Below are 24,945 nucleotides of genomic sequence, written 5' to 3' on the forward strand. Positions count from 1 at the left end.
TCCTTAAGGCAGTGAGGGGTCGCGTTTGAAACGCGACCCCTCACGATGCGGTTACTCTTCGATGCCAGTCTCAGACTCTTCTGAATCAGCAGTCTCAGCTGCCTCTTCTGAATCGGCGGCTGTGTCAGCTGCTGCTGGCTCTGAGGTAGGTTCCGGCTTGGTCTTTCCGCGGCCACGCTTTGCTGCCGCCTTCGGCTTGTGCTCTTCAGCAGGCACCCATTCGTGCCCGAGTGCTGCTGCCGTGTCATCGCTCACTGAGACCAGAACACCAGTAACACTGTTTCGGAGATCCATGATGCTTAGTCGCCCTTCTTGATCAGCGAGAACGCATCAAGATCAGCAACGCCCCAGCCGTATACGACCTCGACTCGGAAAGCTACCTGGTTGAAGCGCTTCAGGTCACCCAGACCGTCAGGATCGCCATACTTGATGAGTTCCAGTCCGATCTGCTCCTGAATACCCCAGCGCACTGCCGAGAAGTCGCCGACAACTCCAAGAATGTCAGTGTCCACTGCAGCAATCTTGTTGGCACCAACGGTGCGGCTTACCGATGCTCGGTGTCCGTCAAGCTCGGACACGTCCGTGGTGAGCTTGAACCCGGGGTAGAGCTTCTGCTCCGAGTTCTTGCCACGCATCGTCGAGAACTGCGCAGCGAAAGTCGGGTCAAGCGCAACATCACTTGGCACGAATCCGTTCGCAAGTACAAGTGCATCCGCCGCGTCAAGCGCTTCATATGGCTTTCCGCCAACCGTCTGAGTGACGACTGACGTGGTTGCTGCCAGCTTCTGCGTCATCGCCGCGACAGCAGTACCACCGGTCGGGTTGATGCCATGGAAGACACCGAAGTCCAGCGCACGCGAAAGCGCTGGCTGGCACTGAGCAAGGATCTGCTCGACCGTGGCGAGCTGATGATCCTCGTCAGCCCACAGCACTTCTTCATTCATGCGGATTGTCTTGTGGAACTTGAAGGGGTCGGTCTTCTGAACCTTGTCCTTCACCTCAGTTCCACCCTTGGCCTGGCCTTCGCCAACGTACTCGGCCTCGCCAATATCGAAGACCATTGCTTCGCCCTTGCCGAACTTCATCGGGATTGCACCCGAGAGTGCGGCGATGCTCGAGCCAGCCTGAACCTTGCCAAGCCATGCGTCGAGCTTCTGAATGGGGACATTTACCGCCCCCGAGGTAAGTGCAGTTGCAGTCATGCCTGCCTCCTAGTTCTTGTTTCCGAAAAGGCCAGTCAGAATTGCCTGATCGGCCTCGTTCACGCCAGCGTTTGCTGGCGCGTCACCTTCGCGCGGGACAACAACGCGCTGTCGCGTTACTGCCTCGCCCTTGAATGCGATGAGCGCGTCTGCTGAGGCCTCGAGTTCCTCTCGAGTGGATCCGGTCAGCAGATTCGCTGGAACCGTGATCCCCTTCGAGGAATCCGACTTCTCCGCAGCAACAGCCGAACGCAGCTTTTCCGCCTTAAGCTCTGCCAGCTCACGATCACGTGCAGCATTCTGTTCCTGGCGCTTCTGCTCTTCCGTCTTGTTCGCTTCCTCAACTGCGCGTAGCTTCTCGGCGTCTGCCTTGAACTTGTCGTAGTCAGGGAACTTTGCGCGCTCCCGAGCAAGACGTGACTGAATCGCGCGGTCGAAGCCTTCCTGCGATGTGATCGCCTGGAACTCCTTCGACTCGTCGACCTTGTCGATCTGCTCGTTCTGTGTTTCTTCCGTGCCCGTAGTAGGGGCCGTCTGCTCCGGCATGGAGCCTCCTTGATCCGTTTTCGGGCCGTGCGCCCTGTTACCGCGAAACCGTCGCGTACGGCCACGGAAGAAACCGTGGAAACAGAAAAGGCGACCCGTGAGGATCGCCTTGTGGTCTAGGTGCCCTGATTCTGGGCAAAGAAAAACCCTGCACCAGAGATGGGGCAGGGTTGAGTAAGTAGTGGCCTAATGGGTAAGCAAAGCTGCCGTCTTGCGAAGGTCCGCAACGTCTTCGATGATTTCTGCATCAGAGGCTTCAAGTCCGAACCGTTCGAGCTCATCAAGAACTGGCTCAGAGATAACGACGTGTCGCTCGATGGCTTCACTTATTGCCATAGGAAGCGCCCCGCCTGAGCCAGTCAAGCGCAACGTGTCCTCGATTTCGAAGAGCAACCTATCACTAGATTTTCCGGCGCCGCGAAGGGCCGCGACAAATTCGCGGGTGACACCTTCCAACAGATCCATGCCCACCATGATACGCCGCTCCTACGTCTTCGGGAAGATACTGGTTACGCGAGCAACGCCTCGCCTCACAGCGACCGAGACGTGCACCGTGACACCATCAACGACGCCTTCGAGCCGCTTGCTTCCTTGAACTGGCATGCCGTCTCGCGTCACCTTCGCAGCCGCGGCTACAAGCCATTCCAGCGTGTGCGTCGCATCAAACTCTGGGCGGTCGTTAATCCAGCCGTAGCCATACAGATGGCCACCTGCCAGGTTTTCGCCGTACAGAGCGTGGTTCCACTCCTTCGCACGGAGCATCGGAAGATCTGAAGGCCAGCCTGCAGGGGCCTGAGCTGGATTTCTTGGAGGCAAGCGCCTGGTGCCGATGTACCCATCGGGGAACTCACGTTCGAGTCGAGTAAGCACTTCAAGTCGACGCCGATCCCAGTCTCGTTGCTGCAGCGTCCCGTCCAAGGTTGCGCCGTTTCGTTCTTTCGAGAGCTGTTTACGAACTTCGCGGTAATTCACCATCGATCGATCCCACTCGGCAACGATCTCGGCATCTGTGGGCGCGAGTGAGTCGATCCGAGAACGTACATCTAGGTACTGGTTGTACAGATGGTCGACCTCCACGTTTTGTGCGGTGAACTGTTCTTCGGTGAATGAGAAGTCCGGCACGGCTTCACAGTCGCAACGGTCATGGCCCCAGGCGTGCGCTGTTCCGGCGGTTTCTTCTGTCTTGTAGATGAAGCCGCGCGACGCGAGCATACGACACCAGCCGCACGTTTCTCGACCCTGCATTCGACGGGCCCAGCGTGGTTTGGCCGGGTCCCGCTTGATGCTGTCGAGAACCGTATCCCGCCCAGCACCACGGACATGCCGTTGCACGATTGCGCTCATCTTGTCATGTGCAAGATTGAGGTCTCGTCGTTTCCCGAAGAGATCTCCGCCAGCCCAGCGGACAGATCCACGCACCGCATCTAGGTTCGCAGTCTGTGTGCGAGAACGAAACTCACTATTCAACACTGCGGCTCTGGTCTCTTCGTACCACTGTGCGGCAGCTGAGCCAGCAGCTTTTCCGTAGTCGTCGACGAGAGCTGGCAACAGCTCGAGCAGAAGATCTTGGAACTGTTGTGGCGGAAGCGTCGAATACTTTCGCCACAGATCGTCAAGTGCAGCTTTCGCGAGATGAGCAATACGCTGCTGAGAGCGGGTGAGCTTGCTGATGTGGTCCACAAGCTCACCCCTTCTCGATGGCTACTGTTCGAACGCTGCTGCATCCTCTTTGGGAAGACGCAACGCGACCGGCGTAGCACCAGTGAATTTGAGGCCCGTAAGTCCTACTTGTTCAGCCGCGTTCTCAGGATCAACACCAGCTCGAATTGCAACGCCAAGCGCGTCGAACTTTGCTTTCTTGGCTCTTGCTTCGTCTGCTTCATTCAGGAACACAACATTCGTTTCATCGCCAGTTTGCGCGTTGAGCTCCAATGCACGGTCAAGAACGTTGGCGCCACGTGCTCGTGACTGTTCTGCCTGGAATCGCAAGATCTGTTCGGGACTCAGGCCGCCATATTCCAGCCCAACCTCGGACTCAGCAAAGCCCGGGATATTTGCTGCGAACTTAGAGAACGCGTCTGCTCGCGCGCTTGGCGACACAAGTACTGGGTCAGTGAACTGCGCGCGTAGAGAGCGCATCTCGTCGCTATCGACATCACGCCCATCTCGAAGACGGATAGCAGCGTTCATTGCTCGCACTGCGCCAAAACCCCAACTGCGATTCGCGGTCTTGGTGTCGGTGATGAGTGACTCCTTGGCCGCAAAGATCGCCTCAGCTGATGACGGGTTCGCTGCGTCAGCAAACCGTACGTCCAAGTCCATCTCATCGGCGAACTGGGCAGCCCACATCCGCAACTGATCAGTATGCGGCTGAGGCGAGGCACCAGTGAAACGTTGAAGCTCTGGCGGTTTCTCGTCAGCAACGGTGTCAATGTCTTTTGCTTTAATGCGCCCCATGATCGCCGACCACTTGTTATCGCCGATGAAGCTCTCAACCGCTGAACCAAACAGCCAGTACTCTGGTGCACTGTAAAACTCCGCTGACACCTCAGAGCGCACGATCGTTCGAAGTGCTGCATCAGAGAAGTACATTGCGGCTCGTGAGATCCGCGACTTTCCAAGCGGCCGTCGAAGTTCATAGTTATGGACAAGTTGATACGCAGGAACCTCACCCATATGGTGAGGGATCGCATAGCTCTTCCACGCGCCAGCAGTTCGCTCGATGACTCGAACGTGCTCTGCCGTGTACAGCACCATTGAAGTGGGGTTTCGGTCTTCGCCGGTGGCGATGATTGACAAGAAACCGCCAACCGCTCGGCGGCGGTTGTCCCAGATCGCCGCTGAGCTTTCTGCGCTGCGCATCGTCATCAGAACGTCTGGTTCACCAGCGTCGAGGTCGCCGTTTGTAACTGTGATGAAGCTGCAGCCGTGCATCGCTGACGAGATGCACGATGCTGGGAACTCTGTCTGAAACTGGTTGTCCCACATCAGTTGACCGATGTCGAGTGGATCGCTAGATCCTGATGTCGTCACGAAGCCTGCGAACTCAGAGCGGTTTGTGAGGGCGCGTGTCCCCTTACCGATCCATCCAAGAGCCGCTGAGACGTTGCGCATCTGAGGTGGCAGCGAGATCCCGAAGTCTTTAAGAGCTGCTTCACCGTCATAGTAAAGCGAACGTCGCATGTTCATGCGTTGTCGCTTCTTCCACGTCGCTAGCAGCGTGCGCAGAAGATTCGTGTCAGCGCCAACATCGATAGAAGGCATCCATGAAGTAGTCACAGAATCGTCCCTCCCTTCTTCGCCGCCGGCACCGCGCCAGACAGCTTGCTTGTTCTTGCTCCATAGAGCGCGAAACTGATTGCTTCAATCGGTGTCTCATCACCATCAGAAGTGCTTGAATCCCATGCCCAAGCGCCGTCCTTGCCTCGAGGTGCTTTCTTCACGATCTCCGCAGACGCGTCAAGCCGTTCCTGATCTTTCTCTGGGTGAGTGACAGTTTCGGCTTTGAGTTCGTTGTCGAGCATCTGCGCAGCGGCAAGCACCTGAGGCGTGTTCGGTGTGATGATCCATTTCGGAGACACTTTCTGCCGCCGCAACATCTCCACGAATGTTGGCGTGTGCGAACTGCCAGAAACCACGATGCCGCGAGACCGACGCCACCTGGCAATACCGTTGTTATCTGTCTCCGCAAACCACTTAGCGAGCGCCTGCATGCCGTCATCAAGCGCACCCTCATCCGCGTCAAGCAGTTCCGCGAACGCGTCATCGCCGTCAATAATTGCTGCACCGAGAGCCATTCGCATGCCGTTTGCGGAGAATGCGATTCCGTACGTTGGTGCCCCTGCGAGGGCGGTGTCTGTAGCGGTCTTCGCCCAGAGCGCTTCTGGAATGGCTCGTGCGAGGTCCCGGTCGTCGTCCCATATGCCGAGTCCTTCTCGACGGTAAGAGTCGTCGTCGGCAAGGTTTTTCTTCACTCGCAGGATCGATTTCTTCGATACGCGGTGTGGGAATGACGGGTTTGCTTTTGCGATCTGTGTCCAGTCATCGAGTTTTGCGTCTGGGTCGGCGCCCATCTCGATGTAGAGCATGTCGGATTCGATGGGCTCGTTGCTGAGGCGCTGTTTCTTGATGTTGAGGGCTTCGTTGCGTCGTGTGCGGAACGCTTCGCCGGGGTCGACTGGCCTTGGCGGGGTGCCCATCAGGATGATGAGCGGGTTCTTTGCGGCGCTGGTTGCTGGCACCATGTCTTCGAGTGCTTTGTTGGTGAGGATCTGTGCCTCATCCATGACGACCATGTCGACATCTGCGAAGCCTCGTCCGAATCCGTTCTCGCGGGCGCCGAACATGATGCGTGAACCGTTGGTGAACACGATCTGTTGTTGTCCGTTTGCGCGTCGGATAGCCGCGATGTGTGGCGCGACTTTCAGTTTCTTTGCGAAGGACTGTAGTGATTCGAAGGTTTCATCTGAAGTGCGTGAGTGGTGCGCGGTCCAGAGCACGGTGAGGTTTGGGAAGATGATGCACAGCGCGAAGATGATTGAGCCGATGGTGAAGGTCTTGCCTACTTGTCGACAGATCGAGATGATTACTCCGCCGATGCCGGCGGCGTAGGTTCCGTCGCTGGTCTTTGCGAGCATTGCTCGCCCGAGTCCGGCTTGCCATTCATCATGGAAGACACCCATTTTTGCGCACTGGTCGCGCACCGCAGGCCAGCCGGTCGTCACGATGCCATCAGGCAGCACCAAGTGCTTGGCGATCTCAGATAGCTTCTTCGTTCCAGGCTTCGTCTGGCGTGTTTGCTGCGTCTTCAGCTTCCTCACGCTCCTTCGCCTCTAGAGCGACGATCTCAGCGCTTACATCGCGGATCTGCCGCGAGAGCGCTGCAGCGTCACGAGGGCTCGCATCTCCCATCAGCTCGACAAGATGAGTTCGCAGCGCGAGGCTCTGTTCGAGTGGAGTACCAATCTCGTACGCCATGTTCAGTGAGAGTTTTCGCGGGCCAAACTCTTGGGCAGGTTCAACCGGCGCGGAGGCCGGCGCTTCAACGGCGACCGGCTTCTGTGGCTGCCGGCAGGAATTGCAGTACTTGCGGCGACGATCACCTTCGAATCGGTTGCCACACTTTCGGCATGTGATCTTCGACAGAACAGTCACCTCCCTGGGCTTTCACACAGGCAGATACAATCCCCGTCTCGCCTTACTCCCTCAAAGGATGCACAGTGTTTTGGTGTCCGGCTCGTGTGGAAAAATGTGGGGAGATTTAGGCACTATGCCGGGGGTGAACCGTGCCGGGGGTGGGAGGGGGTGGGTACCGGGTTAGTAGTTTCCGAGTGGTCGCGGCCTTGGTGCCGGGGCTTGTGTGGTGCCGTGGAGTTTGGCTCGTGCTTCTGCGATGGTCATGCGGTCTTTCCAGTTGTTGCATTTGCGGTGCATGAGTCGGCAGTTGCTTCGTTGGTATGGGGATCCGCCTCGTGAGCGTGGGATGTCTTCATCGACTTCTGGGCTCATCGGGTGTGGGCTGCAGCCTTGGCAGTCGGTGCGTGAGCACTTGGGTCCGTGTTGTCCTGGCGTGTACTTGAGTGTCTTGTCGACGGGCTTGTCACACAGTGCGCAGTGGGTTTCTTCTGCCAGTACTCGTGAGCGGAGTTCCCGTCGGCGGTGCCCGTTACTGTTGAGCGGGATCTTCATGCTGCATCCCCTGCTGTGTTGGTTCGTGTACATCGAACGTCCACTCGTACGCGTACACGATGCTCGCTGTTCTAGGGATGTTGCTGATCACATCACCACTGAACGCGATGAGTTCGATTGAGTCTGCTTCTTCGAAGCGAATGCGCTCACGCACGGTGTCAAAGCTCACAGACCGAAACCCATTTTCATTTGCTTCTGTGAGCGCGAGAAGTGCCGCCTCTTCAAAAAACGGATCATCGTTTTCGGGATGTGGCATGAGTCGGACAGAGCTGCTTGTTTCCACGAGCACTCTTGCGTTAGTGCCCTTTCGAGCGGCATGTGTTGATGGTTTGATAAACATTGTCGGCCATCCTGTTCTAAACGCTTACGCCCGGATCACTTCACCTGTGGGGCTGGCAGCCACGCAGCTGCGCAGGCTTTGCAGGTCTAATGCGCTCACCAAGCGGTCAACGCCAGCATCAAGAAATACCGTGTCAGCACTCACCCCACGATGGCCGCTCGAGCCGTAAGACCGGAACTCTATGCGCCCGCCGGAGTGGTACGAGATGCTCTGCATCCCGTTGGTGCTGGTTACCGCTTTGATGTTGCGGTCGTAGTCGCAGAGAAGATTTAACGCGTATGGGATCGTCGCTGCACGCTCTGTGATGACAAGGATCTTTCGACCAGACTCCGCTGATTCAGCCAAGCCTCGCGCTGCATACTTATTCATGCGGTCTCCTTCTCGTATCCGTTGCGGTCGTACCTGTCACAGTTGCAGTGCATCATTGCGCTGAGGCTGGTGTGGTCGTCGCGTCCGCAGTCTCCGCAGATGTAGTCGAGGTCGTAGGTGTCACGGCTCATCATGGCTCCCTCTGAAATCCAAGCTGGATGTCTGGCAAGCGTCGTTCGCTGTCATCGCGCACGGTGTCCGGGTGAGATAGTTCAACCTGCGCGTGTGCGCCTTCTGGTTGCGGATCCTCTGGTTCATCGTGAATGAGCGTCCATTCCCAGTGCGAGTGTCCCGGGATGAGTGATCGTCGGCGGAGCTCCCAGAAGGATCCGCAACGACAAGACCAGATCGCGCCTGAGCGTGCTTGTCGGAGCCAGATTCGGAAGTTGCCTGGACAGGTGCATTGGTGCTTCCAGCCCATAGCGTGCGCCTCCGTGGTGGTGGGGTTCCCTGTGCCTGGCATCCAGTGTGTGAATTGTGCCACCGACATTGCCTTGTGGCGTTGATGTTGGTGATGATGCAGACACAGGGAAGAATGATCCGACGCGATGGCCGGGAAGTTTATGTCTCGGTGTTCGACTGGATTTGTTCACAAGGCAGTTGGGGTTCAGCATGCCGCATCCTATGCTTGTGCCATGAGAAAATTTTCAATACTTGTTGCAGCTAGCACGTTTGGACTCCTTCTGACAGGCTGCTCCGCCACTGACGCCAAGGAAACTTCAGTAGCTGAAGAACAGACTTCAGCAAACCAGGACAACTCTTCTGATGAATTCTCATTCGCTGACATCAAGTCATGCGACGACATTAAGCCTTTCGTTGAGACGTGGACCGAAGGGTTCGTTCCATACGATTGGAACAACGTTTCAGAAGATGCTGTTCAATGCGGCTGGAACACTCCGCCTGAGGAAGTCACTCCAGAAAATGCACGCTCCATCGAGGTAAACCTGTCGAAGGTTACCGAGCGGCCCGATTACAGCCCACTTGAGAATATGGGCGGCTACGAGGCCATCAGTGACGATTGGGTCAAGGAGAACGGCGGACAGGCCTACTCGATGACTGTCGACATTGGTTTGTCAGCTGTCATTGGCACGACTATCTGGGTTCCAGGTGTTGAGGTCACAGTTTCTGGGGGCAGGTGGGAAAACCTTCCAGAGCTTGATGGCGCCGCAGCGCTGGAAGTAGCAAAGATGATCCTCGGCGCTCAGTAAGCACTTGGGCGCCTTTTGGCCTCGGTGTTTGCCAGCTTTTTCTGCGGTGCGTGGTGCGTTCGTTTGCGCGCAACGACTTTCGAACGCACCACGTCTCTCCGATCCACCGCGAGAGTGTCGTTTTCTTCCTTCGGCACGACTGACCGATCCGAACAAAGCATGAAGCATCGCGGAAGACATGACTAGGGGCGGTCTGCCGAACATGCAGAGCCGCCCCTAGAACCACGAAAGCCACCCTGCAAGAGAGTGGCTGATTTTGGACACAATCGTCCGAACTGCTACTACCGTAGCAGACTTTTACGCGACGAACGCATTTACGTCGATTCCGAGTGTCGAAAGCACGTCCTCATTCACCGCACCAAGGTTGAATTTCATGGCACCCCATCCAACCCATTGGTGATCGCAGAAACGGCACTTCGCTACTGGTGCTCGGTCGAGTTCGTCCGGGTACCATTTCACGACCACAGCGGTTACTGTGTCGCCTCGCAGGAATGCGCGCGTCTCGCCGCACTCTGGGCATGGGGTGATGATCTCGGTGGAGGCTGGCGGGCTCACTTCTTCTGTGATGCGTCGAACCCAGTCAGGGAACTCTGCTTCGAAGCGTTCCCACGCGTGGTCGTCGATGCGTCCACCCGATCGTTCCACTTTCGCGCACGCCCACACCTCGGCAGTACTTTCGAGTACGCCAGCGCGTGGAGGCAGGTTGAGTGCTTCACGCATCTGCTTCAGCTTCCCGCTAATGCGATCCTGCAATGCGATCACGGCAAGGTTGATTGGGATGCCGGCACCACCAGATCCGCTCCCCCGTCCGTCTTGTGCTGAAGCGCACTCGGAGAGTTCGAAGAGCAGTGGTGCGCGTTCTACCGCTCGGCCACCCTCGTACTCGGTGTGTGTTGTTGTGAGCCGGGTTACAGCTCGTTCAGTGGTTTCCATGTTCCCCTTTCGTGGGTCGTCCCGTCTCAGCTGCCAGGCATCTGGGACACAAATAGGCTGCGCGGTGGTTTACCGGGTCTGTGGTTACGAGTTCACTCCCGCACCCGCCTCCGCATCGAATAACGGTCTCCCGCATTGGGTTTCCCCTTCCTGTAGGTATAGAAAAACCCCGCACGCGGCGGGGCAAAATTTACAACTTGCGAACGTGATATACTTGGTGATAGGATACGCACTTTTGTTTCGGCGGCACCGCCTATCCTGAGCCGCCCCTGTCAAGGAGACAGATTGAACTTGATCGACACCACCCAGTCCGCAGCAAGCTTGGTTGAGGTGCAGAACCACCTCAAGCGTTACCGACACCTCAAGGGGAACAAATATCATGAAAGCGATGAGTCGAAGCAACTCCATGATGCGATCCAATTTCTAGCAGCAGCAGTCGACTCGTTAGTGAGCCAGCTCGACACCCAGAATCAAGGCTGAGCCATTTACGGCGCACCTTTAGTCCTATCTGGAACGCCGAACCACCCCTCCATGAGATCCTGCAGTAACCCCAGTACCGCGTCGGCTGCCTGGAGATCGTGACTTGATACGCGCAGCCGGTCGCCGGGCTGGTACTTCTCTTGGCGGCTCTGTGAAAGCACTTCTGCGATCTGTTCTCGTGTGGGTGTGAGCTGTGCTTGCGCCCACACGGCACCGGCGACAAACGCGTCTGCGATCAGCTCGTTCTCGGGCGCGAATGGCGTCTCTGCGTAGCGGCGGTCGCTCTCTGCTTCCGCTGCGGCTCGAATATCAACAGTCATCGCGGCACCCCGCAAATCCCACATGCCTGACCGCCAGCGTTGAGCCAAGCCCACCGGTGATTGCCGTACTGGCACGGGTGCAGCACTGGCGCTTGGCTGTTGAACTCGTGGATCGCGATTTGCTGAATTTGCTGTGGCTCACTCATCGTTCTTCTCCTTACTTGTATCGAGAGCAGCGAGCGCAAGCACGGTCTGGCATTCCTCGCTTTCGACGATCACATTGCAAGTAGGGCACCACGCAATGAAGTGCTTCATCACCGGCTTGTGCAGCGCCCGTACTCGTTCTATCGCTGCCTCAGCACGCTCAGCACACGCGATAGTTTCGTCGCGCTCGTCTCGCACAGCCACTAAGTCGTTGACCAGCCTTACGTTGATCTCAACCACTCGGTTGAGATTTCGGTTCATGGTGGCGTGAGCTTGCTCGTCGCAGCTGTTTGCGAGCAGCGGTCGCAGCTTGGCAACATCAATCTCAGTCATCGGCTTACTCCTTTCCACATGAGGCGTCCGAGCTTTGAAATCTCGCCGCCACGGTTGTTGCGTGTCCAAGTGTCAGCGCATCGGTCGCCACAGAACCGGCGGCGCTGATAGCCGTACTTGGACTCGCTCTTGCGCGGTTCCATGCGCCGCTTGCATTGTTCGCAAGCTCGTCTCGGGGTGTTTGGTAACGGACTCACTGCGCGCCACCTCGCAGCCACTCAGCGACATCGTGGGCGATGTAAGCACTTCGATAGTCCGGTGCTCCGCAGGCGTGACTCTCACCGCTCCGGTCACTCAGGTTGTATTTCATGCTTGCCTTCGCAATGAGCTCTGCGAGCTTCGCTTCATCCACCTGCACCGGGGCGGCGAGAGCTACCGATGCCTGGCGCATGACCTCAGCTTCTGCGTAGTAGCGATCCGAGAAGCAGACGTATTCTGGATACCGGGCGTACTGGTCACCCTTGCTGCGACGCTTTATTGCCAGCTTCAAGACCTCGCTGGCAAGCGCTGCATGGTCACTCGAAGCTTGTGGTGCGACACCAGCAGCAGCCACGAGAGCGGCTTGAGCTACTGCCCGCTGCCGATGCTTCTCAGGTTCAGGAACCTGTTCCCAGGGTTGCCGCAGCCATCGACCGCATCTCCAAATAATCTCCGCGGCGGCTTCTACCTGTTCAGGTGTTGGATATTCGGTCATTGCTCTTGTTCTCCTGTTACCGTGTTTCGTATGGAAATGATGTTTGGGATTGGTGGCATTGTTCTTGTTGCTGGTGCAGTCATGTGGCTTGCAGGTGACATCATTGGTCGTCGAGTGCGCGCGAAGAACGCTGCGAAGTACAGGAGCCAGTAGGGCTCACCTACCGGTTCCACCAGCCAGAAGTGCATCATTTACAGGTCTTTGGGTTTTGCTGGTGCGGCGCCAGCAGCCACGGTTAAGGCTTCTAGCGCGTCCGCAAGCTGCACCAACAACAAATGCGCATGACTCTGAGCTGGTGCCATCGCTTTCCCGTACCGGTTCCGCTCCAAGTCATCCATTTCGACTACTCTCCGAGCCCGCGAGATCAGTTCTTCATTCGTCATGGATTCTTCCTTTCAATTGTTTGCCCGCATGCCGCGCACACAGGAGGGATCATCGCCGCGAGCTCGTCAGCGGGACCAATCAGCTCGGCCTGACGTTCAAACTCGCGAGACAGGTCATGCGGCCGATACTCACTGCGATTTGGAGACTGACTGAAACTTTCTAGGGTCGCCAAAGCAACCTCCAATCTTGGATAGAGTTCGGGAATGGATTTCACAATTGGCGAAGTTGAGATCGAACTGTCAGAGGCAGTTCTCGTCAGCATCGGGCTGCTCGTCGTATCTCTGTCCGCGCTGCTCTACACGGTTTCAGCAAGGCCAAAGATTGTGCTTACCGTGCAACGCCGGTTCGAGCCACGCCACGGAAAGGATGTGTATGTCGGTGACGTTTTGGCTCTATACAACGTTGGGCGAAAAGGAACACTAGTCACTCATGTCGGAATACGTGCAGAGGGGATATCCGTCAGAAACCCATCTGGCAAGGTCGGGACAGTAGTAGAACCAGCTGGCGGTTTCACTCTTCCAATGACGCTTGCTGCGGGCGAAGGAGCACTGTTCCCATTCCCTGCAAACTTTGGCGATGAGCACGAGAAATTCCGCTTGACGCGTGGGTATGAAGTGACGTACTACGCGCCTCGTAGCCCGTGCCGTTGGAAGTCCTACCCAAAGAGAAGTTGGCCCTACTACGACAAATTCGGTTGGAAGCTTTTCAATCCGCTTGTGTGGTCACGTTCGAAGTCTGTTCGCTTCAAGTTAAGAGGGGCTGATCGCAAGGCCAGCCCCTCTGGGTATAAGAAAACCCCGCCTAATTGAGCGGGGTTGACAGTCAGTAAAGAGCGGTTTACTTCTGCTTGACTGGCTAAAACAAAGGTGGGGCCCCGAGCAGGGACCCCACCTTTACTGCCTTAGGAGAGCGTTCGATATGGATTCGAATGGTTACTTAAGATACAAGCTCCTTTCGTCCGGCATCAGCTTTCGCATTTGATTGGACCTCGATCTTGCGGGGCTTCGCCTTCTCACTCATTGGAATGATGAGGCTGAGTACGCCATTGTCGTAAGAGGCAGAGATCGCGCTGGAGTCAACCCCTTCGCCGATACTGAACTGGCGCACGTAGCCACCGGATGGCCGCTCTTGGGAGAGCCATTTGACGCCATCGACATTCGCTGTGGTTCGGTTCGCTCGGATTGTGAGCACCTGACCGTCTACATCAACATCGATGGAGCCTGGATCCATACCGGGCAGATCGGCGTTGAGCACGTACCGGTTGCTGTCTCGGTATAGGTCAACCGGCATTACGCGGGTTGAGGAGCGCTGGAGCATGCCGTTGGCGATGCGTTCCATCTCGGCAAAAGGATCAAAAGACATGGACATAATGAATCAATCTCCTTCCGATATGAAACTTGAGCTTCGGTGACTCAAGTGAGTTCAGATTAGCACTCTGCACCTGAGAGTGCTAATAAAGATGGCTGAAAAATTGCTTAAATTTCCAGCGTCTAATTCACCCCTAAAACGGCTGCTGATCGTCAAATCCGCCGCTGTCCTGGAATCCGTTTTGAGCGCCGTTTACGCCTGGTTGCACCCAACCATTCATTCCGGCACCTGATCCAGCGCTAAACCCGCCGTGGCCTGCGTCCTGGCGCGGCTTCAAAGGCACGACCGCGAGTGATGCGAACTGGATCTCAATGTTTGCGGCAGGGCGTCCGCCGCCGTCCTCGTACACGTTCAAGCGTGGTTCGCCTTCCAAACGCACCAGTGTTCCCTTCGTGACTTGGGTTGCGAGGAACGCTGCCATGTCGTCGAAGAACGTGGCGCGCGCCCACAGCGTGACTTTGTTTCCCTCACGGTCGGTCACGTCTTCCCACTGGTTCGTCTGCTTGTTGAACTTTCGTGGCGAATGCGCGACTGAGATGTCGAGCATCTGCTTCCCTGACTGCGAGACTCGCTGCTTCGGTTCTGCAGCGAACCCTTCGATCACAAAGTTTGCTTTGCTCATTCGTTTTCTTCTTCCTGTTTGAGTCGGTCAAAAATGGCCTGCACGGTGTCAGGCCGGAACGCGGGCGGTATCTCAGTGACACGGAACACCACGCACCCAGCACCTTCCTTTTTGGGTCGGTATGTGGGGCGTGGCATCAGCTTCACCATAAACTCCGCCGTGTCATCAGGCACGAGTCCGCCGTCCACGAGGCCGTCACAGAACGGCTTCAACGTCGCGACCGGGTTCTCATCGTCACGTCGATGGCGTGTGTTCACGAACCATTCGAGTTCGACCACGCACCGTTCCATGCTGGGTAGCGTGCGCGCCCAAGCCTCAGCGGCTTTGCGGATCCGCTTCGTCTCGTTCGACTCCACCATGCGGTGCAGCCGGTAGTTCAGCGAGAGTGGCAGCTTTGGCCAATCAAACGTGATCTCGTGGATCCTCATGCTGCCCGCCGTTCCACCGAGGCTTGCGCAATCTCCCACGCCCGCGCTTTCGACAGTCCAGCGGGTTCCACTCCCCGCGTCTGCCACAGCACCTTTTCCGCGTCGGCAAGGTTCGCGCGTTCACGATGCAGCAACTCGGCGCACAACACCGCGAGCGTTGATGCCGCCGTATGGGACAGGCAAGCATCAATCACGAGCCGGTCTCGGTCAGCGACAGCTCGCACGAGCTCTTCAACAGCAGCGAGGTGCTCCATGGCTTCTTCGTCGTTCATGCTGCGTCCTCCTCTCTTGCTTCACACGTGTTGCACGCGCCAAGGATCCACCGGTGAACATGCTCACGGGCAGGCTTTGGGCGTGCAGCCTCAGCCGCCTCCCACGCTTCGAAGTCTTTGCGGTCAGCACCGCAGATGTGGCAGTTCTCGTCGTGAACCCATGAGGGATGTTTTCGACAATTCTTGGAAGGGGGCGCAGCCTCTCCCCCCTCAATGTCGTTAGATATTGAGGGGGGACGGGCCGGGTCGGGACGGGCCGGGTCGGGGGCACCGTTACGCTCATGGTTCGAACCGTTTTGTAACCCGGTTACACCCTCGGTTACGTCACGGTTACGATCCCTCCACTTCCTAAGCTTCTCCGCGTTCTTCTTCCGATCCGCTTGCAATTGAGCCTTCGTCGGCTGGTACTCGCCCCAATTGTGGAACTGCCAGTTGTAATCGAGTTGCGATTGAGTTGCACCTGAGTTGCATTCAAGTTGTGACCCAGTTGCATTCGAGTTGTGATCGAGTTGCACCCACAATCCGACCGCAACAAGCTGTTTCACGAGCAAGCTAGTACCACCCCATTCCTCGATCATGTAGTCAGGAACGACACCATCCGTCTCCTGATCAGCGCACCATGAACCCGCTAGAGTCCACAGACCGAGGGCAGCAAGCCGATGCCTGCGTGGGATCTTGAGCAGCTTCCTTGACGCATGCAACTTGTCATCGACTTTGAACCAAGCCACCCTTCTACCTCCTTCCTGTTGTGATGTGCCAGCAGCCAGTCACTGGGCACTTGTAAGTACGGGCAAGGCCGCGCCCAGTGCGTAACGCATGATTGAACGCGGCCTTGCGAGACTTGAAACGCTGCTTCTGAATGCCAGCACGAGTCCGGCAACGGCAGCTAGACACGAGTGATCCCGCCTTCGTCGTCGAGTAGTACAAGGTCGCCCTGGTACAGGAATGGCACATCGATCGGGTACATCAGCCCGTTACGTCGAACAAGCCACCCGTTCTCGTACGCTGTTGCCCGGTCTGACTCAACTTTGCCGTGGCACCCGGTCGTACCGGATCCGCACAACACCACACCATTCGCGGGCTTACCTACCCAGGAGAGGCGTGTGCCGCCCATGCCGCGCGGTGAACGGTGATGAATCGACCACGACCGGCCACGTTCGTGAAAGTGCAGACCACGTGAACAGATCGCACAAGACCCGTGATCACGCGACCAAATCACATCAACGACCGCGGGCGAGAACTTCCCGTCACTCACGATGTCGCCAGATGTTCGCAACGGCTCTGCTGATACTTTCCATGAACGCACGCCACGCACTCGGCTTCGCTACCGGTTCACGTTCAGCCCGTTCACCAGGCGTCTCGGCATGGGTCCGATCCCACGCAGCAACACAGCGACGGTTCGTGTCAGCGATGATGCGAGCACGCACAGCGTCAAGCTCAGCCTTATAGTCGAAACCGCTCATTCCGCACCCATGAGACGTTCGTTGTAGTCTTCCAGCGCTGCGTGGAACTCAGATGCCTTAATCTCTGCCCAGCCGCCTTCAACCGGGAACAGGTCTGATGCCTGGATCGTGGTACCCGAGTAGGCAACACCGTCAAGGACAATCAGTGTCGGGTTTCCAACACGCATCATTCCGTCGCTGTCAGAAACGCCTGTCAGCAGGTCGGGCACTCCTGGGACTTTCTCTGGTTGGTGCACGAGCGCTTCAAATTCGGAATTCAACGGATTGTTCGCGTATGGAATCCAGCCGTTTGCGGTTCGGTGAGCTTTCTTCCACCGCCCACTTGTTGGCTTCTCGTTGCTGGCGATTCCGGTGCAGCGGTAGCCGGCGAACGTTGAGTAGTAGAAGTTGCCGTCCTGGTCGCCATGTTTCTTAGCGAATTCAGTGGCACGGTCACGCACTTCAGCTTTTGCAGCCTTGTTGCGTTCGATTACCGCGATCACGCCGCTATCGGTAGTGCTCGCAAACACGGGGAATAGGCGTTTGCTCATGCCACACCGCCTACTGCTCGTGCCGTGTGGCATGGGAACGATGTGCGGCAATGAGCACACACCGTGAGATCGCCGCTCACCTGTTCCTTCGCGTGCAGAGCCTTCACCGCTTTGAACGCAAGCATGATCTCTTCGTCAATCAAGATTCCTCCAATGGTTTTGTCGTGCACTTGCACGCATGAGAAAGGCCCGAACTGGTTTCACACCAGCCCGAGCCTGAACAAGCACTGCAACTAGGCAGCGGGAAGTAGCGACTACTCATCAACTGGTGCCGCTTCTGTGTAGACCGCCTGCGCCGCGGCATGCCGGTCGAGGCCAAGAGAACGCCAAAGCCAGTCGATGCCCTTCGTGTCGAAGTCCTCGATGTCCATTCGTTCTGGCATTTTGTGGATCACTGAGCGGGCGCCAGTAAGTGTTGCCTGGCCTCGAGTTGGCATTTCGATAATTGCGTCAACGTCGTATGCGAGGTTGCGTTGGCCTTTGACCTTGTCCTGTTTTGCCGCTGTCGGCTGCCCGCGGTCGTTCATCACGGTCGTGGTGTCCATACGGGCAGTGATGATCACTGGCCCGTTGTGTGCTCGAAGCGCACGCAGAAAGCTGTTCCATTCGCCAGTGACCTGGTTCCACAAGTCCATGCCGACAATCGGTTCACCCGTGTTCTTGTTGATCGATCCGCGTTGACGAGCCATCCACGTTGCTTTGTCGCGCAACGTGTCCCAGATGACCGTGCCAGAGTCCACAACGATCAGGTTTGGTTTGCCGTCTTCGTGTGGCTGCTCGACCACTGCCCTGGTGAGCTGCTGCAGCCCAGTCAGTGTTCCGTCGTACTCAACGATCTCGAATCGTGCGCCTGGGATCGCGCCGTACTCGTCTGGGTCTTTCTCACCGAAGCCGAGCCAGAACGCGCGACCGATCAGCGCCGAGCTCGACGCGAGCGCAGCGTGATAGCTCTTACCTGTCTTCTCACGCCCAGCCAGAAGGATCACCGGCCATGACGGCAGTCCTGAAGGTTTACGTGTCACGAGTGTCGGCGGGGCTGGCTTTGCCCGCTTTGCTGCCTGCACTGGTGTCGGCTGCTGTGGTTGCTGGTTCAGAATGTCACTCATCGCATTGCGTCCATTTCTTCACTGAGTTCGTCTTGGTATCGGTTGACCGCCCACGGCGGCGGCGAAGCGGTCTTAACGCCAGCCGGGTAGCCCGGCCACACTCCACTCTCGAGCGACTGGATGAGTCGACGGCGTGCAGCGTACGCGCGCACGTGCCCCATGTCTTTCCAGTCCTGGTTGAGTTGGATCACGTTGACGTTGTACGGCGGCACATTCTCGACAGCGATGAACAGCATGTCTTTGATGTGATCGATGCCGACAATCTCAGCAAGATCCATGTAGTGGCCGTATTGCACGTCGTACTGCCGATCTTCGATAGCGCGCGTGAACCCCTTGAGAGAAGCGTCCATCGCGGTCTTGAGATCCAGTGCGACATGATGATCATCTGGCATGAAGTCGAAGCGGCTCCGCAGCGGCAACCCCGTCTCGGGGCACACCCCGAAGCACGACACCTCAGGGCTTCCAGCCTGCTCGAGCGCGGGCCCGCAGTCTGGGTGCAGGCGAATATTGTCAGCCATCGTCGTGATTGCTTTGAGCTCGTCTTCACTCACGATGATCAGACCAGCGGCTTCTTGCTCCGCGATCCACGACTGCGCATCCTTGCCTGTGGAACGCCTCCCGCTAGCAGTCAGCATGTCATCAGGCCACGGCGCGGTAACGTCACGCCCCTCGAGCACGAGCGCATGAGTGGCCGTGCCAATATCCATCGCGCGGGTGCGCTTGCTGTTTCCCTTGTTGTATTCCCAGTCGTAGTGCGCCGCAGATTTGAGAATCGCTTTCGCACCAGACGACGAGAACTCCGCAAGACGGAATTGCTCGAACTCGCCATGCCCGTGGTATTCATCCTCGGACATGCCGTAGACAACGCCTTCTCGATTCATGAGCTCGCTCACCAGTCCTCCCTTCCCCCGTCTACGAGACAGTCAATGTGTTGTGATTCGTTCCACGCCAAGACCTCATCAGCCTCAACATCCTCGGTTGTGCGTCCGTCAGGCCGCCCGTCACCTTCTTGCAGGTATGGACTGATCTGAGCAGCGTGCTTCTTCGGCTGTCGCTTGTTCTCGTCACGATTCGGGCAGTCCTTGTTTCCCTCGTTAGCGTGCGGGGTGAAGCACAACCCGCACATGTGACCCTTCCGACGCAGCGGCTTTACTGGCTTGTTGCTGTTACACACGTCACTACGCATCAGCCGCCTCCGGCCAAATACGACGACCAGCGGTGATCGTGCCTCGTGCGTTTCCGTTGCTCTTCACATCGACACCCCACGGTCTGAACGTCGAGTAGCCATCAACGACCTGCGCTGTTTCAAGAGCCCCTGACTCGAGCAGCCACACTTCGCCAGGCTTCGCCTCGTGCCACGGCTTCGGCTCATGCGCTGTGAAATAGTCGCGAGCTGCTGACCGGTACAGCTGAGGGACACCAGAGTCGATGTCCACTTCTTCTTTCAGTACCTGCCAGGTGACGCCAGTCCGTTCATCAAGCACACGAACACGGCCTTCACCGAGCGGGTAAACGACGAGGTTCTCACCCTCAGGCCAGCGCCACCGTGAGCATTGCTCGTCCCATTCATCACGCGTTACCGTCATTTGCTTTCCTCCTTGAATCCGAGCCACACCAGCAGGAGTGGCACATACTTTTCGCACACCATGAACACGACCGGTGCAGCACCAAGCGCGAGATGTGACAACACATAACCGGTAGTCATCAGCGACCCCTTCTCTGTCGAAACTTGTGTGAGATCGGCTAACCAGCAGCAATCTCACGCCCGACATTCCCCATCAACCCCGCAGTGAGAAGGTTGTGAATCGCGTCCTCACCAGTGGGATCCGAATACGTGATCACTGACGGCATCGTGAACGTCTCAACCACGACCGGGAACCACGGCGCAGAAACAATATGACGCGCATACTGCTTCGAACGCCGCGCCGAGTACCCCATATCGAGTGCGAGCTTCTTCAAAAACGTTTCGGTAATTTTGGGCACGACAAACGCCCCTTTCGGCTTAACGTCGCCCGCGCCGAAGCACGGATACGACAAGTTGGTTTTGGGTGCACAAAGCACCGGTAGGGTCGAAACCCTCGAAAAGTGGCTACGGTTTAGCTATGACCATCGAAATGGGCGGGTTTCTGATCTCCGCAATAGTCGCTATCGCTTCGTTACTCGCGTCCTGGGCTGCCCACCGCAGTGCGAAGAAGGCGAACGACAAGGCAGAAGCTGCGAACGAGATCGCGGGGGATGCGCTCGAAGCCGCTCACCGTTCCAATCAGATAGCCGTAGAAGCGAACCGCATTGCAGAAGAGGCGAACGCGCTCATCGAACGGCAGATTACTGTTCAAAACAGCGAGTCCACAGTCAAGTGGGAAGGCCACTGGCACGAACCCGGAATGTACCGGCTCGTAAACACTGGCCACGAGCCAGCCATCGACGTAACCGCGAGGATCACCGTTGATGAGGTTCAAGGCGAGCGGCAAGCGAAACTTGTTGGGATCGGTGAACATATCGATGTGTGGCTCCCCGAAATCCGAGACGAGTGCTTGAGGGAACAGGTACCTCCCGCCCGGCCCGAGACGGGCCACCCATTTGCTGCGCGTCTCGCTGCCGCTCAAGCGGTGAGCATGGTTCAGCAGTTCCATTTCATTGAAGAGCATGTTGTCTTCTCCACGGAGCTTGGCAAGAAGGTTGTCTACAGCCAAGATCACCGTCTCGCTAGCATTCAGCCCGACTGAGTCGCTCATGCCGTCACCGCCTGAGCCACGAGGTCAGCAGTCTTGCCGTACAACCGCGCGATAGCCACCGCACCAGCAGGCGTGATCTTCAACGTGTGCATCACCTCGCCCTTGAAACGTGGCGCGTTATGGTTCGGCACAGGTGTGAAGTATCGCGTCTTCTTCGAATCAGCAGAGTACCTGGCCGCAGTCTCCTTCTCCTGCTTCGACTCAGACCAACGTGTCATGTACTCCGCATAGATCCACTTCCGAGCAAGCAAGTCAGAACGCAACTCCCCCTCAGTCATGCCGAGCGACTTCGCCACGTTCCGCAGCAAACGCAGATCACCGTCAGCAACGAACGTCTCCACATACGCAACCTTCGGCGCGTCCCGCTCAGCCTGCAGCTCAAGCCGCTCCTTGGTCTCGACCGTAAGAGCGAGTTCACGAAGCGCGTCCGCATACGAGACAGGCAGTGCCGGTGCGGCGAGCGCCTGACGCATCGCGTAGAACTGCTTCACGAGTTCGACCTTGAATGCACGGACAACATCACTGTTGCGCATGAACGTGACAAGCAAGGTTGCCTGCTGTTCGTTCAGTAGCGCATAAATGGTGTCGCCGCCGCCATGCTGGCCAGGCACTCTTGGTGCGATTTCAAATCCGACCAAGCCGAATGCCTCGAAGTCGCCCAGGTTGTCGCGAATGACTCGAAGCACTGAAGCGTGCTGCGTATCGGTGCGACCAGCAACGATCAGCGATGAAACTCGAAGTTCACCGTCCGCGTGCTCGATGATGTTGATAGTCTGTACCTCAGACATTGATTGCCCTCCTAGGCGTTTATGTTCTGGCCCGTGGCTGCAACCACGGGCTTTTCTTCTTCCATGAGGCCCTCATCGAGCCAAGTGAGTACGTCGCGCCGGTAGTACCGGTAAAGCTTCGTCCCTGGGGCTTTCGAGAACCGCGGCCCCGTGCAGTCGCCGTTCGGCCATGTCTTGCGCCACCGCTCGAGCGTCTTCGGGTCTAACTCGAGGTGCTCAGCCAGCTTCGGTGCCGACATGATGGGCGGTAGATCCTCAAACCCATCAGGAGCCCGTTTCCCATCGCGCACTTCATCAAGGCTGGTGATGGTGGCCATCGCGCTGCCCTCGCTGGCTGCAGCGGGCGAGTGAACTCAGGTGGGGTCAGCGTCCATGGCGCTACGCCCAGTACATCGGACAGCAAGAAGAGTTCGCGGAACGTGAACTCTGTCTTCCCTGAAAGCTTTCGGTTCAGAGTTGGGTAAGGAATTCCGGTTTCATCAGAAATGGAACGCTTCGATCGACCTGATTGGCCGATGGCTTCTCGCACCGCCTTCGCGGTGCTTTCCGTGACGTGATTGCTCATATGAACAATCTAATTGCGCGAGCAGACAACTGTCAACATGGTGCGATTATCAATATGAGCACTTGCGTTGCTCGAAATGAGTGCTACTGTATCCCTATGAACAAACGAGATCGCTCCGAACTGTTCGCCCGCTACGTTGGGCTGGCACTCAAGGGCCGCATCATCACGCAGGGCAAGACAGCGAAGGCCGTGGCGACAGAGATGCAGCGGAGTCCAGCTGCATTCAACCGGTGGCTCAACGGAAAAGTTGAGATTCCACTCTCTGTGTTCGCAGAAGCATGCGAAGTGATTGATGTGGAACCACACACCATCGTCGAGGATGCCTACAGCCGCCTTTGCCTCGAGCACGGCGAGCGTGACGGGACCATGCACCCTGAAGACTCGTCAGAGGATTACAGCTACCCAGGCGAGCATGAAAGCAACGTGATTGTCGGTGGCTTCGGGCAGAATGCGAGCACCGAAGAAATACCCGAGAACGTAGAAGAAGAATGGGCCGGCCTTTATGCCGCCCAGAAAAAGGGCGTAGAGCCCGAAGAACACACCCCGTAACTGACGAGCCACCCGCGGCCCCGGGCGCACCCTCTAAGCGCCCGGGGGTGACTCAGTGCACCCAATTTCAGATTGGAGACCACATGTACGACCCCGCATTTGACCCGCTAGAACGTCTCGCGGATCGAGGCGTCCAAATTATCCAGCACCAGCTCCACAAGAACGACGCAATCTGGATACCCCGCAGAAACCTCATCATCGTCGATGAGGCACTTCACCCGATGATGCTGCGCCCAACGCTCACCCACGAATGGGTACATGTCATCAACAGCGATCCAGGCGGACACTACCCGCGCTTTGAGAACCGTGCAGATCTCATTTCAGCACGCATACTAACCGACCCAAACCAATGGGCAGACTTAACCAAGATCCACGGCGACTACGACCACATCTGCCTCGAAATCGGCATCACACGAGGACAATTTATGGCGTATTACCAAGACCAACTCAGGAAGGCCGCATAATGGCTAAAGCATGGGTGACCGACCTGTGGGTAAAAGATGCAGTTGTCGAACTGCCAGATGGTAGCTCAATGAAAGTGCCACCATCCGCCGCTCAACTAAAGGCAATCAAGACCTTGCCCGACCAGTTTCGCTCTGGCCGATTTGGTCGTGGTAAGCGCTGGCGCGTCACCTGGGAAGACGCAATGGAGCAGAAGACCAAGGCGCGCCTTTTTGCAACCAAAAGCGAGGCCGACACCTACCGCGCCGAATTGGAGGACGACATTCGCATGGGTCGCTACATTGACCCTGCAGATAAAGAGCGCCCGTTCTCGGAGGTTGCCGAACTCTGGTACGAATCCAAGCGCCGAATCAAAGGTTCGACACGTGGCCGCTATCGCCGCGAGCTCGACAACTACGTAATCCCCAAGTGGGGGAAGTTGCCGATCGGAGCCATCACACGCGTCAAAATCGACAAATGGGTAACACAGCTCGAAAAAGGAACAGCACCGTTCTCATTCGACAAGAACAAGCACATCAAAGCCACGGTCCGCACCCCTAAGCCAGCTTCAGCAACGTATATCGACCACATCGTTCGGGCCACTTTCGGCAGCGTTATTCGCTACGCCTTGAAGGAGCACTGGATCACGACGAACCCACTTGCAAATGTTGAACTCCCGCAGCCTGAGATGAAGCCTGAAAAACTTCCAGTTCTAACTTTCGCTCAGGTTGAGCAGCTCGCCAGGGATGCCTATGATCTCCGAAAATGGCCAACCGATGCTGTCTTGGTTCTATTCCTTGCATACACGGGAGCACGGATCAGCGAAGCGCTCGCCTTACAGATCCACGATCTGGAACCGGAAAGGCTGCGCGCAAACATCGTGCGCACTTGGACAGAAGACGAGAACGACACGAAGGTCATCGGCAGCCCCAAAGGTAAACAAGCTCGCGCAGTTCCTGTCCCCGACTTCATCATGGCGCTTATCGGCAGCATTACGGCAGGACGCGATAGCAAGGACTGGGTCTTCCTCTCCAAACGGGGCGTCGTCATTGACCGGAAGCGCTGGTACTTCCACACATGGCGAAAGCTAATGGCACTTCGCGAGTACCCGGAAGGCTTTAGGATCCACGATCTAAGGCATACTGCCGCATCACATTCAATCGCTGCCGGAGCCGATGTGAAGATTGTGCAACTCATGCTTGGACACAAGGACGCTACCGAGACCCTCAACATCTACGGGCACATGTGGCCTGACAAGTTAGACCAAGTCCTGGATCTTGTAGGGCGACAACGAGCCATCGAAGTGAAGGCCCCACTCGAACTAACAGGATGACTTGGGAGCCTGGCGAACTTTGCCATCGTGTCCCAATCGTGTCCCAGCACTACTCGGCGCCAGAATACGTTTGCTCCAAAAACAAGAAAACCCCCTCAACTTTC

General features: G+C 57.1%; 39 protein-coding genes. 8 read left to right on the forward strand and 31 right to left on the reverse strand.

Translation table 11 applies throughout. From position 1 onward, the window contains the following. Positions 1 to 51 precede the first annotated feature (51 nt). From ICM05_RS01080 to ICM05_RS12640, 11 genes are all read right to left on the reverse strand, one after another. Positions 52 to 294, reverse strand: a complete 243-nt coding sequence (locus tag ICM05_RS01080; RefSeq protein WP_188022710.1) for a hypothetical protein — start codon at positions 292 to 294, stop codon at positions 52 to 54. Positions 295 to 299: 5 nt separating this feature from the next. Beyond that, positions 300 to 1,202 carry a phage major capsid protein gene (locus tag ICM05_RS01085; RefSeq protein ID WP_188022711.1) on the reverse strand — a complete coding sequence of 301 codons (903 nt, stop codon included), beginning with the start codon at positions 1,200 to 1,202 and terminating at the stop codon, positions 300 to 302. A gap of 9 nt (positions 1,203 to 1,211) precedes the next feature. Further along, on the reverse strand, positions 1,212 to 1,748 hold the full coding sequence (locus ICM05_RS01090) for a hypothetical protein (protein ID WP_188022712.1): 537 nt from the start codon (positions 1,746 to 1,748) through the stop codon (positions 1,212 to 1,214). A gap of 186 nt (positions 1,749 to 1,934) precedes the next feature. Then, on the reverse strand, positions 1,935 to 2,222 hold the full coding sequence (locus ICM05_RS01095; protein ID WP_188022713.1) for a hypothetical protein: 288 nt from the start codon (positions 2,220 to 2,222) through the stop codon (positions 1,935 to 1,937). Between the two features lie 12 nt (positions 2,223 to 2,234). After that, positions 2,235 to 3,428 (reverse strand): hypothetical protein, encoded by a 1,194-nt coding sequence (locus ICM05_RS01100; RefSeq protein ID WP_188022714.1) that lies wholly within the window; start codon positions 3,426 to 3,428, stop codon positions 2,235 to 2,237. A 21-nt stretch (positions 3,429 to 3,449) separates the two neighbouring features. After that, positions 3,450 to 5,027, reverse strand: a complete 1,578-nt coding sequence (locus tag ICM05_RS01105) for a phage portal protein (protein ID WP_188022715.1) — start codon at positions 5,025 to 5,027, stop codon at positions 3,450 to 3,452. Next, entirely contained in the window at positions 5,024 to 6,568 is a 1,545-nt protein-coding gene (locus tag ICM05_RS01110; RefSeq protein WP_188022716.1) for a terminase large subunit domain-containing protein, read from the reverse strand. The genes ICM05_RS01105 and ICM05_RS01110 overlap by 4 nt, the downstream gene beginning before the upstream one ends. After that, complete coding sequence (locus ICM05_RS01115) at positions 6,507 to 6,725, reverse strand: hypothetical protein (RefSeq protein ID WP_188022717.1); 219 nt, start codon at positions 6,723 to 6,725, stop codon at positions 6,507 to 6,509. The genes ICM05_RS01110 and ICM05_RS01115 overlap by 62 nt, the downstream gene beginning before the upstream one ends. Positions 6,726 to 7,413: 688 nt before the next feature. Then, on the reverse strand, positions 7,414 to 7,776 hold the full coding sequence (locus ICM05_RS01120) for a hypothetical protein (protein WP_188022718.1): 363 nt from the start codon (positions 7,774 to 7,776) through the stop codon (positions 7,414 to 7,416). Positions 7,777 to 7,800: 24 nt separating this feature from the next. Continuing rightward, positions 7,801 to 8,145, reverse strand: coding sequence for a hypothetical protein (locus ICM05_RS01125; RefSeq protein ID WP_188022719.1), 345 nt, complete (start codon positions 8,143 to 8,145; stop codon positions 7,801 to 7,803). Continuing rightward, on the reverse strand, positions 8,142 to 8,276 hold the full coding sequence (locus ICM05_RS12640; protein WP_255498874.1) for a hypothetical protein: 135 nt from the start codon (positions 8,274 to 8,276) through the stop codon (positions 8,142 to 8,144). The genes ICM05_RS01125 and ICM05_RS12640 overlap by 4 nt, the downstream gene beginning before the upstream one ends. 504 nt (positions 8,277 to 8,780) lie before the next feature. Between ICM05_RS12640 and ICM05_RS01130 the strand changes: the two genes are divergently transcribed. After that, a complete protein-coding gene (locus ICM05_RS01130; protein WP_188022720.1) occupies positions 8,781 to 9,353 on the forward strand; it encodes a hypothetical protein in 573 nt (190 codons plus the stop codon). 297 nt (positions 9,354 to 9,650) lie between these two features. Here ICM05_RS01130 and ICM05_RS01135 read toward each other — a convergent pair whose 3' ends face one another. Then, the gene (locus ICM05_RS01135; protein WP_188022721.1) at positions 9,651 to 10,286 is read right to left on the reverse strand and encodes a hypothetical protein; all 636 of its coding nucleotides are present in this window, start codon (positions 10,284 to 10,286) and stop codon (positions 9,651 to 9,653) included. Between the two features lie 291 nt (positions 10,287 to 10,577). Here ICM05_RS01135 and ICM05_RS01140 point away from each other — a divergent pair, with 291 nt between their 5' ends. Then, complete coding sequence (locus tag ICM05_RS01140; protein WP_188022722.1) at positions 10,578 to 10,766, forward strand: hypothetical protein; 189 nt, start codon at positions 10,578 to 10,580, stop codon at positions 10,764 to 10,766. A gap of 5 nt (positions 10,767 to 10,771) precedes the next feature. Here the strand turns inward: ICM05_RS01140 and ICM05_RS01145 are convergent, their stop codons facing one another. The 3 genes from ICM05_RS01145 to ICM05_RS01155 all read right to left on the reverse strand — a co-directional run bounded on the left by ICM05_RS01145 (position 10,772) and on the right by ICM05_RS01155 (position 12,257). Beyond that, positions 10,772 to 11,086 carry a hypothetical protein gene (locus tag ICM05_RS01145; RefSeq protein ID WP_188022723.1) on the reverse strand — a complete coding sequence of 105 codons (315 nt, stop codon included), beginning with the start codon at positions 11,084 to 11,086 and terminating at the stop codon, positions 10,772 to 10,774. A gap of 138 nt (positions 11,087 to 11,224) precedes the next feature. Continuing rightward, positions 11,225 to 11,563 (reverse strand): hypothetical protein, encoded by a 339-nt coding sequence (locus tag ICM05_RS01150; protein WP_188022724.1) that lies wholly within the window; start codon positions 11,561 to 11,563, stop codon positions 11,225 to 11,227. A gap of 193 nt (positions 11,564 to 11,756) precedes the next feature. Next, positions 11,757 to 12,257: a hypothetical protein gene (locus tag ICM05_RS01155; RefSeq protein WP_188022725.1), complete on the reverse strand. Its 501-nt coding sequence runs from the start codon at positions 12,255 to 12,257 to the stop codon at positions 11,757 to 11,759. 30 nt (positions 12,258 to 12,287) lie between these two features. On the opposite strand from ICM05_RS01155, the gene ICM05_RS12645 reads away from it, so the two are divergent. After that, positions 12,288 to 12,410 (forward strand): hypothetical protein, encoded by a 123-nt coding sequence (locus tag ICM05_RS12645; protein ID WP_255498876.1) that lies wholly within the window; start codon positions 12,288 to 12,290, stop codon positions 12,408 to 12,410. Positions 12,411 to 12,448: 38 nt separating this feature from the next. On the opposite strand, the gene ICM05_RS01160 is transcribed toward ICM05_RS12645, so the two are convergent. Then, complete coding sequence (locus tag ICM05_RS01160; RefSeq protein ID WP_188022726.1) at positions 12,449 to 12,640, reverse strand: hypothetical protein; 192 nt, start codon at positions 12,638 to 12,640, stop codon at positions 12,449 to 12,451. 204 nt (positions 12,641 to 12,844) lie between these two features. Here ICM05_RS01160 and ICM05_RS01165 point away from each other — a divergent pair, with 204 nt between their 5' ends. Continuing rightward, complete coding sequence (locus tag ICM05_RS01165) at positions 12,845 to 13,450, forward strand: hypothetical protein (RefSeq protein ID WP_188022727.1); 606 nt, start codon at positions 12,845 to 12,847, stop codon at positions 13,448 to 13,450. Positions 13,451 to 13,577: 127 nt separating this feature from the next. On the opposite strand, the gene ICM05_RS01170 is transcribed toward ICM05_RS01165, so the two are convergent. From ICM05_RS01170 to ICM05_RS01220, 12 genes are all read right to left on the reverse strand, one after another. Further along, entirely contained in the window at positions 13,578 to 14,009 is a 432-nt protein-coding gene (locus ICM05_RS01170) for an Hsp20/alpha crystallin family protein (protein ID WP_188022728.1), read from the reverse strand. Positions 14,010 to 14,142: 133 nt separating this feature from the next. Beyond that, positions 14,143 to 14,631, reverse strand: coding sequence for a single-stranded DNA-binding protein (locus ICM05_RS01175; protein WP_188022729.1), 489 nt, complete (start codon positions 14,629 to 14,631; stop codon positions 14,143 to 14,145). Beyond that, entirely contained in the window at positions 14,628 to 15,059 is a 432-nt protein-coding gene (locus ICM05_RS01180) for a hypothetical protein (RefSeq protein WP_188022730.1), read from the reverse strand. The genes ICM05_RS01175 and ICM05_RS01180 overlap by 4 nt, the downstream gene beginning before the upstream one ends. Then, complete coding sequence (locus tag ICM05_RS01185; protein ID WP_188022731.1) at positions 15,056 to 15,331, reverse strand: hypothetical protein; 276 nt, start codon at positions 15,329 to 15,331, stop codon at positions 15,056 to 15,058. The genes ICM05_RS01180 and ICM05_RS01185 overlap by 4 nt, the downstream gene beginning before the upstream one ends. An 886-nt stretch (positions 15,332 to 16,217) precedes the next feature. Beyond that, entirely contained in the window at positions 16,218 to 16,445 is a 228-nt protein-coding gene (locus ICM05_RS01190; RefSeq protein WP_188022732.1) for a hypothetical protein, read from the reverse strand. 133 nt (positions 16,446 to 16,578) lie between these two features. Next, positions 16,579 to 16,794, reverse strand: coding sequence for a hypothetical protein (locus tag ICM05_RS01195; protein WP_188022733.1), 216 nt, complete (start codon positions 16,792 to 16,794; stop codon positions 16,579 to 16,581). After that, a complete protein-coding gene (locus ICM05_RS01200; protein ID WP_188022734.1) occupies positions 16,791 to 17,324 on the reverse strand; it encodes a hypothetical protein in 534 nt (177 codons plus the stop codon). The genes ICM05_RS01195 and ICM05_RS01200 overlap by 4 nt, the downstream gene beginning before the upstream one ends. A gap of 254 nt (positions 17,325 to 17,578) precedes the next feature. Further along, a complete protein-coding gene (locus tag ICM05_RS01205; protein ID WP_188022735.1) occupies positions 17,579 to 18,430 on the reverse strand; it encodes an AAA family ATPase in 852 nt (283 codons plus the stop codon). Then, complete coding sequence (locus ICM05_RS01210; RefSeq protein ID WP_188022736.1) at positions 18,427 to 19,323, reverse strand: PD-(D/E)XK nuclease-like domain-containing protein; 897 nt, start codon at positions 19,321 to 19,323, stop codon at positions 18,427 to 18,429. The genes ICM05_RS01205 and ICM05_RS01210 overlap by 4 nt, the downstream gene beginning before the upstream one ends. A gap of 285 nt (positions 19,324 to 19,608) precedes the next feature. Beyond that, positions 19,609 to 20,016, reverse strand: a complete 408-nt coding sequence (locus tag ICM05_RS01215) for a hypothetical protein (RefSeq protein WP_188022737.1) — start codon at positions 20,014 to 20,016, stop codon at positions 19,609 to 19,611. Continuing rightward, positions 20,013 to 20,135, reverse strand: coding sequence for a hypothetical protein (locus ICM05_RS12650; RefSeq protein ID WP_255498877.1), 123 nt, complete (start codon positions 20,133 to 20,135; stop codon positions 20,013 to 20,015). The genes ICM05_RS01215 and ICM05_RS12650 overlap by 4 nt, the downstream gene beginning before the upstream one ends. Positions 20,136 to 20,173: 38 nt before the next feature. Beyond that, entirely contained in the window at positions 20,174 to 20,413 is a 240-nt protein-coding gene (locus ICM05_RS01220) for a hypothetical protein (protein WP_188022738.1), read from the reverse strand. Between the two features lie 119 nt (positions 20,414 to 20,532). Between ICM05_RS01220 and ICM05_RS01225 the strand changes: the two genes are divergently transcribed. Further along, positions 20,533 to 21,156, forward strand: a complete 624-nt coding sequence (locus ICM05_RS01225) for a hypothetical protein (RefSeq protein WP_188022739.1) — start codon at positions 20,533 to 20,535, stop codon at positions 21,154 to 21,156. A 5-nt stretch (positions 21,157 to 21,161) separates the two neighbouring features. On the opposite strand, the gene ICM05_RS01230 is transcribed toward ICM05_RS01225, so the two are convergent. From ICM05_RS01230 to ICM05_RS12875, 3 genes are read right to left on the reverse strand one after another with little or no spacing between them, the layout of a single operon-like run. Beyond that, the gene (locus tag ICM05_RS01230; protein WP_215401714.1) at positions 21,162 to 21,953 is read right to left on the reverse strand and encodes a Rha family transcriptional regulator; all 792 of its coding nucleotides are present in this window, start codon (positions 21,951 to 21,953) and stop codon (positions 21,162 to 21,164) included. Between the two features lie 11 nt (positions 21,954 to 21,964). Beyond that, a complete protein-coding gene (locus tag ICM05_RS01235) occupies positions 21,965 to 22,270 on the reverse strand; it encodes a hypothetical protein (RefSeq protein ID WP_188023039.1) in 306 nt (101 codons plus the stop codon). Then, positions 22,156 to 22,518, reverse strand: a complete 363-nt coding sequence (locus ICM05_RS12875; RefSeq protein WP_188022740.1) for a helix-turn-helix transcriptional regulator — start codon at positions 22,516 to 22,518, stop codon at positions 22,156 to 22,158. The genes ICM05_RS01235 and ICM05_RS12875 overlap by 115 nt, the downstream gene beginning before the upstream one ends. A gap of 96 nt (positions 22,519 to 22,614) precedes the next feature. Here ICM05_RS12875 and ICM05_RS01245 point away from each other — a divergent pair, with 96 nt between their 5' ends. The 3 genes from ICM05_RS01245 to ICM05_RS01255 all read left to right on the forward strand — a co-directional run bounded on the left by ICM05_RS01245 (position 22,615) and on the right by ICM05_RS01255 (position 24,841). Beyond that, on the forward strand, positions 22,615 to 23,067 hold the full coding sequence (locus ICM05_RS01245; RefSeq protein ID WP_188022741.1) for a helix-turn-helix transcriptional regulator: 453 nt from the start codon (positions 22,615 to 22,617) through the stop codon (positions 23,065 to 23,067). Positions 23,068 to 23,150: 83 nt separating this feature from the next. Continuing rightward, a complete protein-coding gene (locus tag ICM05_RS01250; protein ID WP_188022742.1) occupies positions 23,151 to 23,531 on the forward strand; it encodes a hypothetical protein in 381 nt (126 codons plus the stop codon). Next, on the forward strand, positions 23,531 to 24,841 hold the full coding sequence (locus ICM05_RS01255; protein WP_188022743.1) for a site-specific integrase: 1,311 nt from the start codon (positions 23,531 to 23,533) through the stop codon (positions 24,839 to 24,841). The genes ICM05_RS01250 and ICM05_RS01255 overlap by 1 nt, the downstream gene beginning before the upstream one ends. Positions 24,842 to 24,945 lie beyond the last annotated feature (104 nt).

This window comes from Leucobacter sp. cx-42, from assembly GCF_014529985.1.
Taxonomy (GTDB): domain Bacteria; phylum Actinomycetota; class Actinomycetes; order Actinomycetales; family Microbacteriaceae; genus Leucobacter.

Excerpts from the sequence above, each read along its gene's own strand:
- ICM05_RS01080 (WP_188022710.1), bottom strand. The coding sequence starts at position 294 with ATGGATCTCCGAAACAGTGTTACTGGTGTTCTGGTCTCAGTGAGCGAT.
- ICM05_RS01085 (WP_188022711.1), bottom strand. The coding sequence starts at position 1,202 with ATGACTGCAACTGCACTTACCTCGGGGGCGGTAAATGTCCCCATTCAG.
- ICM05_RS01090 (WP_188022712.1), bottom strand. The coding sequence starts at position 1,748 with ATGCCGGAGCAGACGGCCCCTACTACGGGCACGGAAGAAACACAGAAC.
- ICM05_RS01095 (WP_188022713.1), bottom strand. The coding sequence starts at position 2,222 with ATGGTGGGCATGGATCTGTTGGAAGGTGTCACCCGCGAATTTGTCGCG.
- ICM05_RS01115 (WP_188022717.1), bottom strand. The coding sequence starts at position 6,725 with ATGGCGTACGAGATTGGTACTCCACTCGAACAGAGCCTCGCGCTGCGA.
- ICM05_RS01120 (WP_188022718.1), bottom strand. The coding sequence starts at position 7,776 with ATGTTTATCAAACCATCAACACATGCCGCTCGAAAGGGCACTAACGCA.
- ICM05_RS01125 (WP_188022719.1), bottom strand. The coding sequence starts at position 8,145 with ATGAATAAGTATGCAGCGCGAGGCTTGGCTGAATCAGCGGAGTCTGGT.
- ICM05_RS12640 (WP_255498874.1), bottom strand. The coding sequence starts at position 8,276 with ATGAGCCGTGACACCTACGACCTCGACTACATCTGCGGAGACTGCGGA.
- ICM05_RS01130 (WP_188022720.1), top strand. The coding sequence starts at position 8,781 with ATGAGAAAATTTTCAATACTTGTTGCAGCTAGCACGTTTGGACTCCTT.
- ICM05_RS01135 (WP_188022721.1), bottom strand. The coding sequence starts at position 10,286 with ATGGAAACCACTGAACGAGCTGTAACCCGGCTCACAACAACACACACC.
- ICM05_RS01145 (WP_188022723.1), bottom strand. The coding sequence starts at position 11,086 with ATGACTGTTGATATTCGAGCCGCAGCGGAAGCAGAGAGCGACCGCCGC.
- ICM05_RS01150 (WP_188022724.1), bottom strand. The coding sequence starts at position 11,563 with ATGACTGAGATTGATGTTGCCAAGCTGCGACCGCTGCTCGCAAACAGC.
- ICM05_RS01155 (WP_188022725.1), bottom strand. The coding sequence starts at position 12,257 with ATGACCGAATATCCAACACCTGAACAGGTAGAAGCCGCCGCGGAGATT.
- ICM05_RS12645 (WP_255498876.1), top strand. The coding sequence starts at position 12,288 with ATGGAAATGATGTTTGGGATTGGTGGCATTGTTCTTGTTGCTGGTGCA.
- ICM05_RS01160 (WP_188022726.1), bottom strand. The coding sequence starts at position 12,640 with ATGACGAATGAAGAACTGATCTCGCGGGCTCGGAGAGTAGTCGAAATG.
- ICM05_RS01165 (WP_188022727.1), top strand. The coding sequence starts at position 12,845 with ATGGATTTCACAATTGGCGAAGTTGAGATCGAACTGTCAGAGGCAGTT.
- ICM05_RS01170 (WP_188022728.1), bottom strand. The coding sequence starts at position 14,009 with ATGTCCATGTCTTTTGATCCTTTTGCCGAGATGGAACGCATCGCCAAC.
- ICM05_RS01175 (WP_188022729.1), bottom strand. The coding sequence starts at position 14,631 with ATGAGCAAAGCAAACTTTGTGATCGAAGGGTTCGCTGCAGAACCGAAG.
- ICM05_RS01180 (WP_188022730.1), bottom strand. The coding sequence starts at position 15,059 with ATGAGGATCCACGAGATCACGTTTGATTGGCCAAAGCTGCCACTCTCG.
- ICM05_RS01185 (WP_188022731.1), bottom strand. The coding sequence starts at position 15,331 with ATGAACGACGAAGAAGCCATGGAGCACCTCGCTGCTGTTGAAGAGCTC.
- ICM05_RS01190 (WP_188022732.1), bottom strand. The coding sequence starts at position 16,445 with ATGGGCGGCACACGCCTCTCCTGGGTAGGTAAGCCCGCGAATGGTGTG.
- ICM05_RS01195 (WP_188022733.1), bottom strand. The coding sequence starts at position 16,794 with ATGAGCGGTTTCGACTATAAGGCTGAGCTTGACGCTGTGCGTGCTCGC.
- ICM05_RS01200 (WP_188022734.1), bottom strand. The coding sequence starts at position 17,324 with ATGAGCAAACGCCTATTCCCCGTGTTTGCGAGCACTACCGATAGCGGC.
- ICM05_RS01205 (WP_188022735.1), bottom strand. The coding sequence starts at position 18,430 with ATGAGTGACATTCTGAACCAGCAACCACAGCAGCCGACACCAGTGCAG.
- ICM05_RS01215 (WP_188022737.1), bottom strand. The coding sequence starts at position 20,016 with ATGACGGTAACGCGTGATGAATGGGACGAGCAATGCTCACGGTGGCGC.
- ICM05_RS12650 (WP_255498877.1), bottom strand. The coding sequence starts at position 20,135 with ATGACTACCGGTTATGTGTTGTCACATCTCGCGCTTGGTGCTGCACCG.
- ICM05_RS01225 (WP_188022739.1), top strand. The coding sequence starts at position 20,533 with ATGACCATCGAAATGGGCGGGTTTCTGATCTCCGCAATAGTCGCTATC.
- ICM05_RS01230 (WP_215401714.1), bottom strand. The coding sequence starts at position 21,953 with ATGTCTGAGGTACAGACTATCAACATCATCGAGCACGCGGACGGTGAA.
- ICM05_RS01235 (WP_188023039.1), bottom strand. The coding sequence starts at position 22,270 with ATGGCCACCATCACCAGCCTTGATGAAGTGCGCGATGGGAAACGGGCT.
- ICM05_RS12875 (WP_188022740.1), bottom strand. The coding sequence starts at position 22,518 with ATGAGCAATCACGTCACGGAAAGCACCGCGAAGGCGGTGCGAGAAGCC.
- ICM05_RS01245 (WP_188022741.1), top strand. The coding sequence starts at position 22,615 with ATGAACAAACGAGATCGCTCCGAACTGTTCGCCCGCTACGTTGGGCTG.
- ICM05_RS01250 (WP_188022742.1), top strand. The coding sequence starts at position 23,151 with ATGTACGACCCCGCATTTGACCCGCTAGAACGTCTCGCGGATCGAGGC.
- ICM05_RS01255 (WP_188022743.1), top strand. The coding sequence starts at position 23,531 with ATGGCTAAAGCATGGGTGACCGACCTGTGGGTAAAAGATGCAGTTGTC.